This is a genomic window from Streptomyces sp. NPDC096205, assembly GCF_044763135.1.
GTDB lineage: Bacteria > Actinomycetota > Actinomycetes > Streptomycetales > Streptomycetaceae > Streptomyces.
Window position 1 is genome coordinate 989,687 of sequence record NZ_JBIWFS010000001.1, and the last position, 14,193, is coordinate 1,003,879.

Annotated in this window: 11 protein-coding genes; 4 read left to right on the plus strand and 7 right to left on the minus strand. The window is 71.9% G+C overall.

What is annotated here, in order from left to right; all coding sequences use genetic code 11:
• Nucleotides 1-74: 74 nt before the first annotated feature.
• The 4 genes from ACIQ6Y_RS04475 to ACIQ6Y_RS04490 form a co-directional block, all read right to left on the minus strand.
• A complete protein-coding gene (locus ACIQ6Y_RS04475) occupies nt 75-1,541 on the minus strand; it encodes an NCS2 family permease (protein ID WP_404032756.1) in 1,467 nt (488 codons plus the stop codon).
• A 211-nt stretch (nt 1,542-1,752) separates the two neighbouring features.
• Complete coding sequence (locus ACIQ6Y_RS04480) at nt 1,753-4,140, minus strand: xanthine dehydrogenase family protein molybdopterin-binding subunit (RefSeq protein ID WP_404032759.1); 2,388 nt, start codon at nt 4,138-4,140, stop codon at nt 1,753-1,755.
• Nucleotides 4,141-4,142: 2 nt separating this feature from the next.
• Nucleotides 4,143-4,718 (minus strand): (2Fe-2S)-binding protein, encoded by a 576-nt coding sequence (locus ACIQ6Y_RS04485; protein ID WP_404032762.1) that lies wholly within the window; start codon nt 4,716-4,718, stop codon nt 4,143-4,145.
• Nucleotides 4,718-5,611 (minus strand): FAD binding domain-containing protein, encoded by an 894-nt coding sequence (locus ACIQ6Y_RS04490; protein WP_404032764.1) that lies wholly within the window; start codon nt 5,609-5,611, stop codon nt 4,718-4,720. Before ACIQ6Y_RS04490 ends, ACIQ6Y_RS04485 begins: the two co-directional genes overlap by 1 nt.
• Nucleotides 5,612-5,993: 382 nt before the next feature.
• On the opposite strand from ACIQ6Y_RS04490, the gene ACIQ6Y_RS04495 reads away from it, so the two are divergent.
• Both ACIQ6Y_RS04495 and ACIQ6Y_RS04500 read left to right on the plus strand, forming a co-directional pair.
• Complete coding sequence (locus ACIQ6Y_RS04495) at nt 5,994-7,694, plus strand: PucR family transcriptional regulator (RefSeq protein WP_404032767.1); 1,701 nt, start codon at nt 5,994-5,996, stop codon at nt 7,692-7,694.
• 126 nt (nt 7,695-7,820) lie between these two features.
• A complete protein-coding gene (locus tag ACIQ6Y_RS04500; RefSeq protein ID WP_404032770.1) occupies nt 7,821-8,597 on the plus strand; it encodes a hypothetical protein in 777 nt (258 codons plus the stop codon).
• A gap of 127 nt (nt 8,598-8,724) precedes the next feature.
• Here ACIQ6Y_RS04500 and ACIQ6Y_RS04505 read toward each other — a convergent pair whose 3' ends face one another.
• Nucleotides 8,725-9,519, minus strand: a complete 795-nt coding sequence (locus tag ACIQ6Y_RS04505; protein WP_404032773.1) for a GntR family transcriptional regulator — start codon at nt 9,517-9,519, stop codon at nt 8,725-8,727.
• A gap of 166 nt (nt 9,520-9,685) precedes the next feature.
• Here ACIQ6Y_RS04505 and ACIQ6Y_RS04510 point away from each other — a divergent pair, with 166 nt between their 5' ends.
• Nucleotides 9,686-10,519: a (2Fe-2S)-binding protein gene (locus ACIQ6Y_RS04510; RefSeq protein WP_404032775.1), complete on the plus strand. Its 834-nt coding sequence runs from the start codon at nt 9,686-9,688 to the stop codon at nt 10,517-10,519.
• A 253-nt stretch (nt 10,520-10,772) separates the two neighbouring features.
• Nucleotides 10,773-11,819 (plus strand): DUF2637 domain-containing protein, encoded by a 1,047-nt coding sequence (locus ACIQ6Y_RS04515; protein WP_404032778.1) that lies wholly within the window; start codon nt 10,773-10,775, stop codon nt 11,817-11,819.
• Between the two features lie 66 nt (nt 11,820-11,885).
• On the opposite strand, the gene ACIQ6Y_RS04520 is transcribed toward ACIQ6Y_RS04515, so the two are convergent.
• Nucleotides 11,886-12,317: an ATP-binding protein gene (locus tag ACIQ6Y_RS04520; protein ID WP_404032780.1), complete on the minus strand. Its 432-nt coding sequence runs from the start codon at nt 12,315-12,317 to the stop codon at nt 11,886-11,888.
• A gap of 130 nt (nt 12,318-12,447) precedes the next feature.
• Nucleotides 12,448-14,190, minus strand: a complete 1,743-nt coding sequence (locus ACIQ6Y_RS04525) for a pyruvate dehydrogenase (RefSeq protein WP_404032782.1) — start codon at nt 14,188-14,190, stop codon at nt 12,448-12,450.
• Nucleotides 14,191-14,193: the final 3 nt, after the last annotated feature.

Below are 14,193 nucleotides of genomic sequence, written 5' to 3' on the forward strand. Positions count from 1 at the left end.
CGGTCTCCTTGACAGCGGTGGTGCGAAGGGGCGGGAGCCGTCCGGGCGAGTGGGGCGCTCGGACCGCCCTGCTGCTAGTGGACGCCCAGCCAGCCCTCGATCGGGTTCAGGGCGAAGTACACCAGGAAGATCACGGTCAGCCCCCACATGAAGGCGCCGATCTCGCGGGCCTTGCCCTGGGCGATCTTGATGGCGACGTAGGCGATGACACCGGCGGCCACACCCGTGGTGATGGTGTAGGTGAAGGGCATCAGCACGACCGTCAGGAACACCGGGATCGCGGTGGCCCGGTCGGACCAGTCCACGTGCCGGGCGTTCATCATCATCATCGCGCCGATGACCACCAGAGCCGCGGCCGCGACCTCGCCGGGCACGATCGCGGTGAGCGGGGTGAAGAACAGACAGGCCGCGAAGAACAGGCCGGTGACGACCGACGCGAGGCCCGTGCGGGCGCCCTCGCCGACACCGGTGGCCGACTCGACGAAGACGGTCTGGCCGGAGGCGCCGGAGACGCCGCCGATCGCGCCGCCCGCGCCGTCGATGAACAGCGCCTTGGACAGGCCCGGCATCCGGCCCTGCTCGTCGGCGAGCTTGGCCTCGGTGCCGACGCCGATGATGGTGGCCATCGCGTCGAAGAAGCCGGCCAGCACCAGGGTGAAGACGATCATGCCGACGGTCATCGCGCCGACCTCGCCCCAGCCGCCGAACTCGACGTCGCCGAAGATCGAGAAGTCGGGCATCGAGACCGCGCTGCCGTGCAGTTCGGGTGCCCCGGACGCCCACTGCTTGGGGTCGACGACGCCCGCGGCGTTGAGGATCACGGCGATCAGGGTGCCGCCGACGATGCCGATGAGGATGGCGCCGGGGACGCCTCTCGCCTGGAGCATGAAGATGGCGAGCAGGGTGGCCGCGAACAACAGCACCGGCCAGCCGGCGAGTTCACCGGCCGGGCCGAGCACCACCGGGCCGCCGGCGGGCGCCGGGTTCTCGTGCACGAAGCCGGCCTTCACCAGGCCGATCAGGGCGACGAACAGGCCGATGCCCATGGTGATCGCGTGCTTGAGGGCGAGCGGGATCGCGTTCATGATCATCTCGCGCAGGCCGGTGACGACCAGCAGCATGATGACCACGCCGTACATCACGCACATGCCCATGGCCTGCGGCCAGGTCATCGCGGGCGCGACCTGCGAGGCGAGGACTCCGGAGACGGAGAGGCCCGCGGCGAGGGCCAGGGGCACCTTGCCGACGAAACCCATCAGCAGCGTGGTGAGGGCCGCCGCGAACGCGGTCGCGGTGATCAGCGCCTTCTGGCTGAGGATGTCCCCCGAGGCGTCCTCGCCGGACAGGATCAGGGGGTTGAGCAGCAGGATGTACGCCATCGCCATGAAGGTGGTGACGCCGCCGCGCACTTCACGCGCGATGGTGGACTGCCGCTTGGATATGTGGAAGTACCGGTCGAGCCAAGAGCGTCCGGCAGGAAGGCGGGTACCAGCACCCGCGTCCTCCGCGACGGTCTTCGGCTCCAGTGACTGCTGGGTCATGTGGGCCTACTCCCAAGGTTCAAAGGGGCACCCGGACAACCGCCCTTGCGGCAGCGGGATTTGGGAAGGTGCTTCGGCCGCACGACCCGGGGGACGGCCCGAGGCGAACGATTCCAGTCTGTTTTCCGGGGTGCCGCGAGCGGTGCGGCTCCGGAGTACTCCGGGCGGCGCGGGAGGCTGTGACGTTCCGTGCGCCGCCCGGAGGGCCTGATCACGCGGTGCCGGTCAGATGCTCCGGACGTACCGGCGTGCGGTTGAGCTCCAGCCCTGTCGCGTCGCGGATCGCCGCAAGGACGGCCGGCGTCGAGGACAGGGTGGGTGCCTCGCCGACGCCGCGCAACCCGTACGGGGCGTGGTCGTCGGCGAGTTCGAGCACATCGACCGGGATGGTCGGCGTGTCGAGGATGGTGGGGATCAGGTAGTCCGTGAAGGAGGGGTTCCTGACCTTCGCCGTCTTCGGGTCGACGATGATCTCCTCCATCACCGCCACCCCCAGGCCCTGGGTGGTGCCGCCCTGGATCTGGCCGATGACGGACAGCGGGTTGAGGGCCTTGCCGACGTCCTGGGAGCAGGCCAGCTCGATGACCTTGACCAGGCCGAGCTCGGTGTCCACCTCGACGACCGCGCGGTGCGCGGCGAAGGAATACTGGACGTGGCCGTTGCCCTGGCCGGTGCGCAGGTCGAAGGCCTCGGTCGGCCGGTGCCGCCACTCCGCCTCGACCTCCACGGCCTCGCCGTCGAGGACGTCGACCAGGTCGGCGAGGACCTCGCCGCCGTCGGTGACGACCTTGCCGCCCTCCAGGAGGAGTTCGGCCGTCGCCCACGCGGGGTGGTAGGAGCCGAACTTGCGGCGGCCGATCTCCAGGACCTTCTCACGGACCAGCTCGCAGGAGTTCTTCACGGCACCGCCGGTGACGTACGTCTGACGGGACGCGGACGTCGAACCGGCCGAGCCGACCTGGGTGTCGGCGGGGTGGATGGTCACCTGGGCGACGCCCAGCTCCGTGCGGGCGATCTGGGCGTGGACGGTGACGCCGCCCTGGCCGACCTCCGCCATCGCGGTGTGCACGGTGGCCACGGGCTCGCCGCCCACGACCTCCATGCGCACCTTGGCGGTGGAGTAGTCGTCGAAGCCCTCGGAGAAGCCGACGTTCTTGATGCCGACCGCGTAGCCGACACCGCGTACGACGCCTTCGCCGTGCGTGGTGTTGGACAGACCGCCCGGCAGCTGCCGTACGTCCGCGCCCTCGCTGGACTCCCACTGGCGCTCGGGCGGCAGCGGCATCGCCTTGACGCGGCGCAGCAGTTCGGCGACCGGGGCCGGGGAGTCGACCGGCTGCCCGGTCGGCATGAGCGTGCCCTGTTCCATGGCGTTGAGCTGCCGGAACTCCACCGGGTCCATGCCCAGCTTCTTCGCGAGCTTGTCCATCTGGGCCTCGTAGGCGAAGCACGCCTGGACCGCGCCGAAACCGCGCATCGCGCCGCAGGGCGGGTTGTTGGTGTAGAGGGCGATGGCCTCGATGTCGACGTCGTCGACGACGTACGGGCCGACCGACAGGGAGGAGGCGTTGCCGACGACGGCCGGGGAGGCGGAGGCGTAGGCGCCGCCGTCCAGGACGATCCGGCACTTCATGTGGGTGAGCTTGCCGTCCTTGGTGGCGCCGTGCTCGTAGTGGAGCTTCGCCGGGTGGCGGTGCACATGCCCGAAGAAGGACTCGAAGCGGTTGTAGACGATCTTCACCGGCTTGCCGGTGCGCAGCGCGAGCAGGCAGGCGTGGATCTGCATCGACAGGTCCTCGCGGCCGCCGAACGCGCCGCCGACGCCGGACAGCGTCATCCGCACCTTCTTCTCGGGCAGGCCGAGGACGGGCGCGATCTGGCGCAGGTCGGAGTGCAGCCACTGGGTGGCGATGTAGAGGTGGACGCCGCCGTCCTCCTCGGGCACGGCGAGGCCGGACTCGGGGCCGAGGAAGGCCTGGTCCTGCATGCCGAAGGTGTACTCGCCCTCGACGATCACATCGGCGCGCTCGCGGGCCGCCGCCACGTCTCCGCGGACGATCGGCTGGCGGTGCACGATGTTCGGGTGCGGGACGTGCCCGGAGTGGTGGTCGTCGCGGTTCTCGTGGATCAGGATCGCGTCGGGCGCGGTCGCGGAGGCCTCGTCGGTGATGACGGGCAGCTCGCGGTACTCGACGTGGATCTTCGCGGCGGCGCGGCGGGCCGTCTCCGGGTGGTCGGCGGCGACGATCGCGACCGGCTCGCCGTGGTGGCGTACCTTGCCGTGCGCGAGGACCGGGGTGTCCTGGATCTCCAGGCCGTAGTTCTTCACGTCGGTGGGCAGGTCGTCGTACGTCATGACGGCGTGGACGCCGGGCGTCGCGAGGGCCTCGCTCGTGTCGATGGACACGATCTCGGCGTGGGCGACGGTGGAGCGCAGGATCTGGCCCCAGAGCATGTCCTCGTGCCACATGTCGGACGAGTACGCGAACTCGCCGGTGACCTTGAGGGTGCCGTCGGGGCGGAGCGTGGACTCGCCGATTCCGCCCTTGGTCCGCGACCCCTGGGTGATCTTGGTGGGGGTTCCGCTGGGGGAAGCCATGGTCAGACCGCCTCTCCCTGCCGGGCGGCCGCGAGGCGGACCGCGTCCATGATCTTCTCGTAGCCCGTGCAGCGGCACAGGTTGCCCGACAGGGCCTCGCGGATGTCCGCGTCGGTCGGGTTGGGGTTGCGCTCCAGCATCTCGTCGGCGGCGACGAGCAGGCCGGGGGTGCAGAAGCCGCACTGGACGGCGCCGGCGTCGATGAACGCCTGCTGGATCGGGGAGAGCTCCTCGCCCTCGCCGGTCTGGGAGTCGGAGGCGGGCTGGGCCTCCCACTGCTTGGCCTCGTCGAGGGAGGTGCCGCAGGCTCCCGTACCGCAGGAGCGCTGCTTGGCGTAGTCCGCCAGGCCCTCGACGGTGACGACCTCGCGGCCCTCGACCTGGCCGGCCGCCACCAGGCAGGAGCAGACCGGCACGCCGTCGAGGCGGACCGTGCAGGAGCCGCACTCGCCCTGCTCACAGGCGTTCTTCGAGCCAGGCAGGCCGAGGCGCTCGCGCAGGACGTACAGCAGGGACTCGCCCTCCCAGACGTCGTCGGCTTCCTGCTGACGGCCGTTGACAGTGAAGTTGACGCGCATCACGCAGCTCCCTCCGAGGTGCGGCGGGCGCCGCGGTACGACTCCCAGGTCCAGGTGAGCGTCCGGCGGGCCATGACTGCGACGGCGTGGCGGCGGTAGCTCGCGGTGCCCCGGACGTCGTCGATCGGGTTGCAGGCGCCGGAGCACAGATCGGCGAACTGCTTGGCGACCGAGGGGGTGATGATCTTTCCGTTGTCCCAGAAGCCGCCCTCTTCGAGCGCCGCGTTCAGGAACTCCTCGGCGGCCTTCGCCCGGACGGGGGTCGGGGCGGCGGAGCCGATGCCGGTGCGCACGGTGCGGGTGGAGGGGTGCAGGGCGAGACCGAAGGCGCACACGGCGATGACCATGGCGTTGCGGGTGCCGACCTTGGAGAACTGCTGGGGGCCGTCGGCCTTCTTGATGTGGACGGCGCGGATCAGCTCGTCCGGCTGCAGTGCGTTGCGCTTGACGCCGGTGTAGAACGCGTCGATCGGGATGAGCCGGGTGCCGCGGGCGGCGGACTCCGCCTCGACCTCGGCGCCGGCCGCCAGCAGGGCGGGGTGGGCGTCACCGGCCGGGGAGGCCGTACCGAGGTTGCCGCCGACACCGCCGCGGTTGCGGATCTGCGGGGAGGCCACCGTGTGCGAGGCGAGCGCGAGGCCCGGCAGCTCGGCACGCAGGTTCTCCATGATGCCGGTGTAAGGGACGGAGGCCCCCAGGCGGACGCTCTCCTCGCCGACCTCCCACTCGGAGAGGTCGCCGATGCGGCCCAGGTCGAGGAGATACTCGGGCCGGCGGTGGTCGAAGTTGATCTCGACCATCACGTCGGTGCCACCAGCGATCGGCACAGCGGTCGGATGCGCTGCCTTTGCGGCGAGCGCCTCCTCCCAGCTGGCGGGGCGAAGGAAGTCCATGACCGGCTCTCTTCTTCGTTGCGGTGCTCGGTGGTGCGGATTGAGCCAATCCGTGTGTGGCGGTCCCGGCTCGTTCATCTCCTGTTAACGCGAAGTGGAGCCAGTACACAGCGCGGTACTCCGGTGGGGTCAGTCACCGAAACCATGAAGGAGTTGGCTGGCCAGGGTGGTCATCTTGTAGATTCGTATGAACGGGGGTCATCAGTAACCTCCCGGTTCTCCTGTGGAAACGTGAGACACAGCCCGCGTGACCTGGGACACGGCCCGGACCGACGGTCCGGCGACGGCCAGGGGCGGAATGTCCGCCCGCCGGCCGGGCCACTCCGGTCCGGCCCATCAAGATTCATCGTAGTTTTCGAGACAAAGAACGGCGGCGACGAGAATGCGGCTGCGCGCACTGCTGGACACCGACGCGCTGGGCCTCAGGCTGCTCGGCGGCGAGGACGAGCTGGACCGCACCGTGCGCGGGGTGATGACGACCGACCTGCGGGACCCCAGCCGCTATCTGTCGGGGGGCGAGCTGGTCCTGACGGGCCTGGCCTGGCGCCGGGACGCCGCCGACTCCGAGCCGTTCGTACGGATCCTGTCGCAGGCCGGGGTGGCCGCGCTGGCGGCCGGTGAGGCCGAGCTGGGGGACGTGCCGGACGACCTGGTCGCGGCCTGCGTGCGGCACCGGCTGCCGCTGTTCGCGGTGCACGAGTCGGTGGCGTTCGCGACGATCACCGAGCATGTCGTGCGCCAGGTCAGCGGCGAGCGCGCCGGGGACCTGGCGGCGGTCGTGGACCGGCACCGGCGGATGATGACCTCGGGCCCGGCGGGCGGCGGCCCGGACGTGGTCCTGGACCTGCTCGGCTCGGACCTCGACCTGCGCGCCTGGGTGCTGTCCCCGGCGGGCCGGCTGATCGCGGGCCCGAAGGTCGCGGGCCCGGCCCTGCCGGCGGAGGTGTGCGCCAAGCTGGCGGGCGAGCATCTGGCGGCCGTACGCACCGGGCGGCGCGGTCCGCACCGGGTGCTGGTCGGCTCCACGACGTACAGCCTGTTCCCGATCCGCAGCTGGGGGCACCGCGGTCCGGCGGCCGGGGCCGCGCGGGCGCCGCAGGGCACGCGGGACGTGCGCGAGAGCGTGCTGTCGGACTGGCTGCTGGCCGTCGAGGCCGATGCCGGGGACTGGCCGGAGGAGCGGCTGGACCTGGTGCACGGGGTGACGCAGCTGATCGCGGTCGAGCGCGACCGCAGGGACGCCTCCCGCACGGTCCGCCGCCGGCTCGCCCAGGAGGTCCTGGAGCTGGTGCAGACGGGCGCGGCCCCCGCCGAGGTCGCGGCCCGGCTCAGGGTCGCGGCGCCGGTGCTGCTGCCCGGGCTCGGCGCGGCCCCGCACTGGCAGGTGGTCGTCGCCCGGGTGGAGTGGGCGGACAGCGCGCTGGAGGGCGGCCCCGTCGCCCAGTCGCTGCTGGAGGAGATCCTGGTCGACCCGCAGAGCACCGGCCCGGAGCCGTCCGACCGGATCGCCGTCGCGCACACCGGTGACGAGGCGATCGCGCTGGTGCCGCTGCCGGCGGTCGGCGGCGAGCACGACGGCTCCGACTCCGGGATCGTCGCCGACACCCTGCTCACGGCCGTACGGGAGCCGCTGGCGGCCGGTCTGGACGGTGACGGGCGGGTCACGCTGGGCGTGAGCGCGGCCGTGCACTCGGCGGAGGGGCTGCGCGGCGCGCTGGAGGAGGCGCGGCACGCGCGGCGTGTGGCGGCGGCCCGGCCGGGCCTGGTGTGCGCGGCCGGCCACCAGGAGCTGGCCTCGCACGTGCTGCTGCTGCCGTTCGTCCCCGACGACGTCCGCCGGGCCTTCACCGCACGGCTGCTGGACCCGCTGCGCGACTACGACCAGCGGCACCGCGCCGAGCTGATCCCCACGCTGGAGGCGTTCCTGGAGTGCGACGGCTCCTGGACCCGCTGTGCCTCCCGGCTCCACCTGCACGTCAACACGCTGCGCTACCGCGTCGGCCGGATCGAGCAGTTGACGAGCCGTGACCTGTCCAGGCTCGAGGACAAGCTGGACTTCTTCCTGGCACTGCGGATGAGCTGAACCGGAAGGGGGCGCGACTCCCCCGACTTTGTGAAATCCTTCACCCACCCTCTTGGCCGGGCCCCGCGATTCGTGCTGAGATGCGGCCACCACTCATAGCTCGACGGCGCGCTCGGGGAGGGCAATGTGGCGTATACCGCCATGTCTGGTAACGGAACGACCGCCGGTGACGATCCACTCCAGACCGCGGTATGGCGGCTGCGCTCGCGGGCCTGCTGGGCCGACGCGGCGGCCCTGCTGAGGCCGGCCTCCGCGGCGAACGCGCTGCAGCGGGCCGCGCTGCTGGTGGAGCGGTGTCTGTACACCGAACAGGGCTGGGAGGACGCCGAGGACGCCCTGCGGGTCGCCGAGGCCCTCGCGGACAGCGACGAGGAGCGGGGCGCGGCCGCTTGTGAACGCGGGTACTTGGCCTACGCCGCCACGCTGCTCGGGGTGCGCGACCGGGCCGACGAGGCGCGCGCCGCGCTCGGCCGGGCGGCCGCGCTGATCCCGCCGGACACCGCGGACCGGGCCCTGCTGGACTTCCGGCGGGGGCTGATCGCGCAGAACCTCAGCGGCTCACCGCAGGCGGCGCGTGCCGCGTTCCGCCGGGCCCACGCGGGCGCCACCGAGCACGCGGACGCGCTGCTGCTGTCCTTCACCTGGCGCCACCTCGCCGGACTTGCTCTGCGCGACGGCGAGTTGGCGGAGGCGCGGCACGGCTTCACCGAATCGCTGCGGCTGCGCGAGGAGTTGGGCTACCTGGTCGGCACGGCCCCGGCGCTGGCGTCCCTCGCCGACGCGGAGACCGAGCCGGAGGCCTCCCGGCTGCGCGAGGAGGCGCGTCGGCTGTTCCGGCTGCTGGGGGGCGTACCGACGTGGCTGGCACGGCAGTTGGCGGTACCTCCGGCGGCGACGGCGTAGGGGGCGTTTGCGCGCCCAGACGGGGCGCGGGGCTGTATCGACATGCGGCTCCGCCGCGCGGGCGCGACCAGCGCCCGACAACCCGCACACGCCGACGGCGAAAGCGCCCAGGCTGGACGGCGCCCCGCTACCCCCGGAAGTGCTCGCGCACCAGCACCCGCACCCGCTCCACATCCCGAAGGGCCAGCGCGTCCAGCAGGGCCGCGTGCTGGGCCGCGTCCGCCATGAGTTCCGTACGGATGTGGCGGCCGGTCGCCCGGGGCCACTGGGCGCGGCGGTGGAGGTCGTCGGCGATGCGGACGAGCTGCTCGTTGCCGGAGAGGGACAGCACAGCCCGGTGGAAGGCGCGGTCGGCCTCGGCGTAGGCGGCGCGGCAGCCGGCGGAGGCGGCGCGGACGGTGGTCTCGGCGAGGGGGCGCAGCTCGGCCCACCGCTCCGGGGCGACGGTCGTGGCGAGCCGCAGCAGGACCGGCACCTCCAGCAGGGAGCGCACCTCGGCCAGTTCGGCCAGCTCGCGAGCGTCGCGCAGGACCACCCGGAAGCCGCGATTGGGGACGACCTCGACGGCGCCTTCCTGGGCGAGCTGCTGCATCGCCTCGCGCACGGGCGTGGCGGAGACGCCGAAGCGCTCGCCGAGTACGGGGGCGGAGTACACGGTGCCGGGGGTCAGCTCGCCGGTGACGAGCGCGGTGCGCAGGGCGTCGAGGATCTGCCCGCGCACGGAGGAGCGCTGCACCACGGGCCGGGGGTGCGGGACGGGAGCCTCGGGGCAGGGGTGCTCACCACGGGCTGCGGGGCCGGCGGCGCCGTGCTCGCGGGGCGTGTCCGTGCCGCGCTGCTGCTCCGGCACGCGGGCGGCCACGCCGGCGTCCTGCTCCGGTATGCCCGTTGCGACGGGGGAGCCCTGCGCGCCCTGCTTCACGGGTCCTCCTCCGGGCTTGTCGGCACTTGCGGTCATTACGGCGGGTTGTCACTCAGCCGTCAAGCACCTTAGGCGCACAGCCCGGCAGTTCAAACTCCCATGACAGCTGGGTAAGGTAAGCCTTGCCTAGCTACCGCCCGTACCCGTCGCGAATCGGTGGTCCCGCATGCCCGTCCCCGCCTCCCCCCTCGCGGACGCCCACGCCCGCCTCACCGCGGCGTACCCCGGCCTGACGATCACCGAGGTCACCCCCGATCACCCCCTCCCGCACGGCGACGGCTGGGTCACCGCCGCCTCGCTCGCGGCCGACGGAGCAGCCCTGGAGGCCTTCCTGGCCTGGGACGACGCCCAGATCCTGCGGGACTACGGCCGGCGCGGCCGCCCGGACGTCGTGGCGAGCTTCGCACTGCACCGCTACGCCTGGCCGGCCTGTCTGCTGTTCACCGTGCCGTGGTTCCTGCACCGCCGGGTGCCCCGCCACCGCGTGACGGACGTCTCGTACGACCGCACGGCCGGCCGCATGACCGTCCGCACGGCCTCCTTCGCCTGCCTGCCCAGCGATCCGGCCGCCGCGCTGCCCGGCGCGCGCGTGGTGGACGGCGAGGAGGCGCTGCGCGCCGAGGTGCGCGCGGCGGTGGCCGAGCACCTGGAGCCGCTCCTCGCGGCCTTCGGCCCGCGCATGCGGCGGCGCGGCCGGGCGCTGTGGGGCATGGTCACCGACGAAGTGGTCGAGGGCCTCTGGTACGTCGCCCAGGTGCTGGGCGAGGAGGAGCGGGCCCGGCGCGAGCTGGAGCTGCTGCTGCCGGGCGCGACCGCGCCGTACGCCGGCTCGGCGGCCTTCCGCGAGCTCCCCGGACCCGACGGCGCGCCCCTGCGCACCCGGGACCGGATCAGCTGCTGCCTCTTCTACACCCTGCGCCCCGACGACACCTGCGCCACCTGCCCGCGCACCTGCGACGCCGACCGGATCGCCCGGCTCACGGCGCCCGCCGCGGCCTGACACACCGGTCGCTTGATCACAGGCACTTCACGATTTCCCCACCAGCCGCGGGAAGTTCCCGCGGAACCACCCGTACGAGTAGTCTTGCTCGAACTCAACTACCGGACCTCGCGCGGCAGTTCGAGCAGATCGTCGTCCTGGGCATCCCCTTGCACTTCGTTGGCGGCCTCTTGCCCCGAAACCCCCTGAGGACCGGCGGGTTTGGGCCACTATGGCGGGCGTTACGCCCTATCCCAATGCAAGGGACCCCTAGATGAGACTGACCGACATATCGCTGAACTGGCTGCTTCCGGGCGCCGTACTGCTCCTGGGCATGCTGGCGGCGGTGGCGGTGCTCGCGCGCGGCAAGCGCTCCTCGGGGAAGGACTCTGGCGCGGAGGACTCGTGGGAGCGCAGCGAGGAGCGCCGCAGGCGCAAGGAGGCCATATACGGCACGGTCTCCTATGTGCTGCTGTTCTGCTGTGCCGCGGTGGCCGCCGCGCTGTCCTTCCACGGCCTGGTCGGCTTCGGCGAACAGAACCTCGGCCTTTCGGACGGCTGGCAGTACCTGGTCCCGTTCGGCCTGGACGGGGCGGCCATGTTCTGCTCCGTGCTCGCCGTGCGTGAGGCCAGCCACGGAGACGCCGCGCTGGGATCGCGGATACTCGTGTGGACGTTCGCCTTCGCCGCGGCCTGGTTCAACTGGGTGCACGCGCCGCGCGGTGTCAACCACGCGGGCGCGCCGCACTTCTTCGCGGGCATGTCCCTGTCGGCGGCCGTGCTCTTCGACCGCGCCCTGAAGCAGACCCGCCGGGCCGCCCTGCGCGAGCAGGGCCTGGTGCCCAGGCCGCTGCCGCAGATCCGCATCGTCCGCTGGCTGCGGGCCCCGCGCGAGACGTACAGGGCCTGGTCGCTGATGCTGCTGGAGAACGTGCGCAGCCTCGACGAGGCGGTCGAGGAGGTACGCGACGACATGCGGCAGAAGGAGGAGAGCCGGCTCCGCCGCCGCGAGCAGCAGCGGGTCGAGCGGGCACAGCTGAAGGCCATCAGCCGGGGCCACCGCGGTCCGTTCCCCGGCCGGGGCATGAGCCGGCAGGCGGAGCTGCCGGCCGGGGAGCAGGGCTCCGAACGTGTCTCCGCGGAGCCTGCCATATCGACGCCGGAGCAACTGCCGGTACGCTCGCGGCCCTCCCTTCAGCCCGTCCGCCGCAGCGGTGACCCGGTCACCGTCGACCTCACCGCCGAGGACGACACCATGGCGCTGCCGCGCCTGGACGACCTGGAGCGCAAGCTGAAGGACCTGGAGAAGCAGTACGGCTGATCCCAGGGCCCGCACCTGGACAGGGGCACGGTTCGTCGGAGCCGTGCCCCTGTCGTGTTCCGTCGCTCAAGCGGGGTCCGCGGCCAGTTCGAACCACACGGCCTTGCCCACCCCGTGCGCTCTGACGCCCCACGCGTCGGCGAGGGCCTGGACGAGAAGCAGGCCCCGGCCGTGCGTACCGTCGTCGGCGGACGGTACCCGCGGCCGGGGCCTTCGGCCCGTGAAGTCCCGTACCTCCACGCGCAGTCCGCGCGGCGAGACGGTGGCGGTCAGGACCGCTTCGCGGTCGGTGTGCACGAGCGCGTTGGTGACGAGCTCGGTGGTCAGCAGTTCGGCGACGTCCGATCGTCCCTGCCTCCCCCAGTGCCGTAACAGTTCCCGCAGCTCTCTGCGCGCCTCGGGCACCGCCCGAAGATCCGCGCGTCCCAGTCTGCGGCTGAGCTGTGCCGAAGGCGCCCCCGCGGTCACGGGTGCACCCCCTCGTACCTGCCTTCTCATGACCCCCGCCTGCGCGCCGATGCCGGTTCCCCCTGCTCGAACACGTTCACGGGATCCATGCCCCGTAGGCACCGGGACAGTCATACAGAATGCGCCACCCCTCTATGTTCGGCCATGGTTTCGGAGGTCGTCATGGGCGGGGAACGTTACGGAGGTTGGAGCGGGCCATCTGGAGCATCCGGCCCACACCGCCGTCCAGCACGATCTTCGACGCCGACAGGGCGAAGCCGGTGACCATCTCGGCGCTGATCTTCGGGGGGATGGACAGGGCGTTGGGGTCGGTCACCACGTCCACGAGCGCCGGCCCCTTGTGCTTGAAGGCGTCCTTCAGCGCGCCCGCGAGCTGCTTGGGCTTCTCCACCCGCACGCCGTAGGCGCCGCAGGCGCGGGCGACCGCCGCGAAGTCGGGGTTCTTGTTCGTCGTGCCGTACGACGGCAGGCCCGCCACCAGCATCTCCAACTCGACCATGCCGAGGGAGGAGTTGTTGAACAGCACCACCTTCACCGGCAGGTCGTAACTCACGAGGGTGAGGAAGTCGCCCATCAGCATGGAGAATCCGCCGTCCCCGGACATCGACACGACCTGCCGGTGACGGTCGGTGAACTGGGCGCCGATCGCCATCGGCAGCGCGTTCGCCATCGAGCCGTGGGAGAAGGAGCCGATGATCCGGCGCCGCCCGTTGGGCGAGACGTACCGCGCCGCCCAGACGTTGCACATGCCGGTGTCGACGGTGAACACCGCGTCGTCGTCGGCGAGTTCGTCGAGCACGGAGGCCACGTACTCGGGGTGGATCGGCACATGCTTCTCCACCTTGCGGGTGTAGGCCTTGACGACGCCCTCCAGAGCGTCGGCGTGCTTCTTCAGCATCCGGTCCAGGAAGCGCCGGTTCTGCTTCTCCTTCACCCGCGGGGTGACACAGCGCAGGGTCTCCTTCACGTCCCCCCACACGGCGAGGTCCAGCTTGGAGCGGCGGCCGAGGCGTTCGGGGCGTACGTCGACCTGGGCGATGGTCACGTCGTCGGGCAGGAAGGCGTTGTACGGGAAGTCGGTGCCCAGCAGGAGCAGCAGGTCGCACTCGTGGGTGGCCTCGTAGGCGGCGCCGTAGCCGAGCAGGCCACTCATGCCGACATCGAACGGGTTGTCGTACTGGATGAACTCCTTGCCGCGCAGGGCATGTCCGACCGGAGACTTGATCTTCTGCGCGAACTCCATCACCTCGGCGTGGGCGCCCGCGGTGCCGCTGCCGCAGAACAGGGTGACCTTCTCGGCGCGGTCGATCAGGTCGACCAGCCGGTCGATCTCGGTGTCCCCGGGGCGCACGGTGGGCCGGGCGGTGACCAGGGCGGTCTCGGCGGCCTTGTCGGGGGCGGGCTGGTCGGCGATGTCGCCGGGGAGGGAGACGACGCTGACACCGCCGCGGCCGATCGCGTGCTGAATGGCCGTCTGGAGCAGGCGCGGCATCTGGCGCGGGTTGGAGATCAGCTCGCTGTAGTGGCTGCACTCGCGGAACAGCTGGTCGGGGTGGGTCTCCTGGAAGTAGCCGAGGCCGATCTCGCCGGAGGGGATCTGCGAGGCGAGGGCGAGCACCGGGGCCATGGAGCGGTGGGCGTCGTACAGGCCGTTGATGAGGTGCAGGTTGCCCGGCCCGCAAGAGCCCGCGCAGGCGGTGAGCCTGCCGGTGATCTGCGCCTCGGCGCCGGCCGCGAAGGCGGCGGTCTCCTCGTGGCGTACGTGCACCCAGTCGATGGCGGCGTTGCGGCGGACCGCGTCGACGACGGGGTTCAGGCTGTCGCCCACGACGCCGTAGAGGCGTCTGACCCCGGCGCGGGCGAGGATGTCCACGAACTGCTCGGCGACATTCTGCTTGGCCATGGC

Coding starts and splice junctions, on each gene's coding strand:
- ACIQ6Y_RS04485 (WP_404032762.1), bottom strand. CDS start 4,718: ATGCGCGTCAACTTCACTGTCAACGGCCGTCAGCAGGAAGCCGACGAC.
- ACIQ6Y_RS04515 (WP_404032778.1), top strand. CDS start 10,773: ATGAGACTGACCGACATATCGCTGAACTGGCTGCTTCCGGGCGCCGTA.
- ACIQ6Y_RS04520 (WP_404032780.1), bottom strand. CDS start 12,317: ATGAGAAGGCAGGTACGAGGGGGTGCACCCGTGACCGCGGGGGCGCCT.
- ACIQ6Y_RS04510 (WP_404032775.1), top strand. CDS start 9,686: ATGCCCGTCCCCGCCTCCCCCCTCGCGGACGCCCACGCCCGCCTCACC.
- ACIQ6Y_RS04525 (WP_404032782.1), bottom strand. CDS start 14,190: ATGGCCAAGCAGAATGTCGCCGAGCAGTTCGTGGACATCCTCGCCCGC.
- ACIQ6Y_RS04490 (WP_404032764.1), bottom strand. CDS start 5,611: ATGGACTTCCTTCGCCCCGCCAGCTGGGAGGAGGCGCTCGCCGCAAAG.
- ACIQ6Y_RS04480 (WP_404032759.1), bottom strand. CDS start 4,140: ATGGCTTCCCCCAGCGGAACCCCCACCAAGATCACCCAGGGGTCGCGG.
- ACIQ6Y_RS04475 (WP_404032756.1), bottom strand. CDS start 1,541: ATGACCCAGCAGTCACTGGAGCCGAAGACCGTCGCGGAGGACGCGGGT.
- ACIQ6Y_RS04495 (WP_404032767.1), top strand. CDS start 5,994: ATGCGGCTGCGCGCACTGCTGGACACCGACGCGCTGGGCCTCAGGCTG.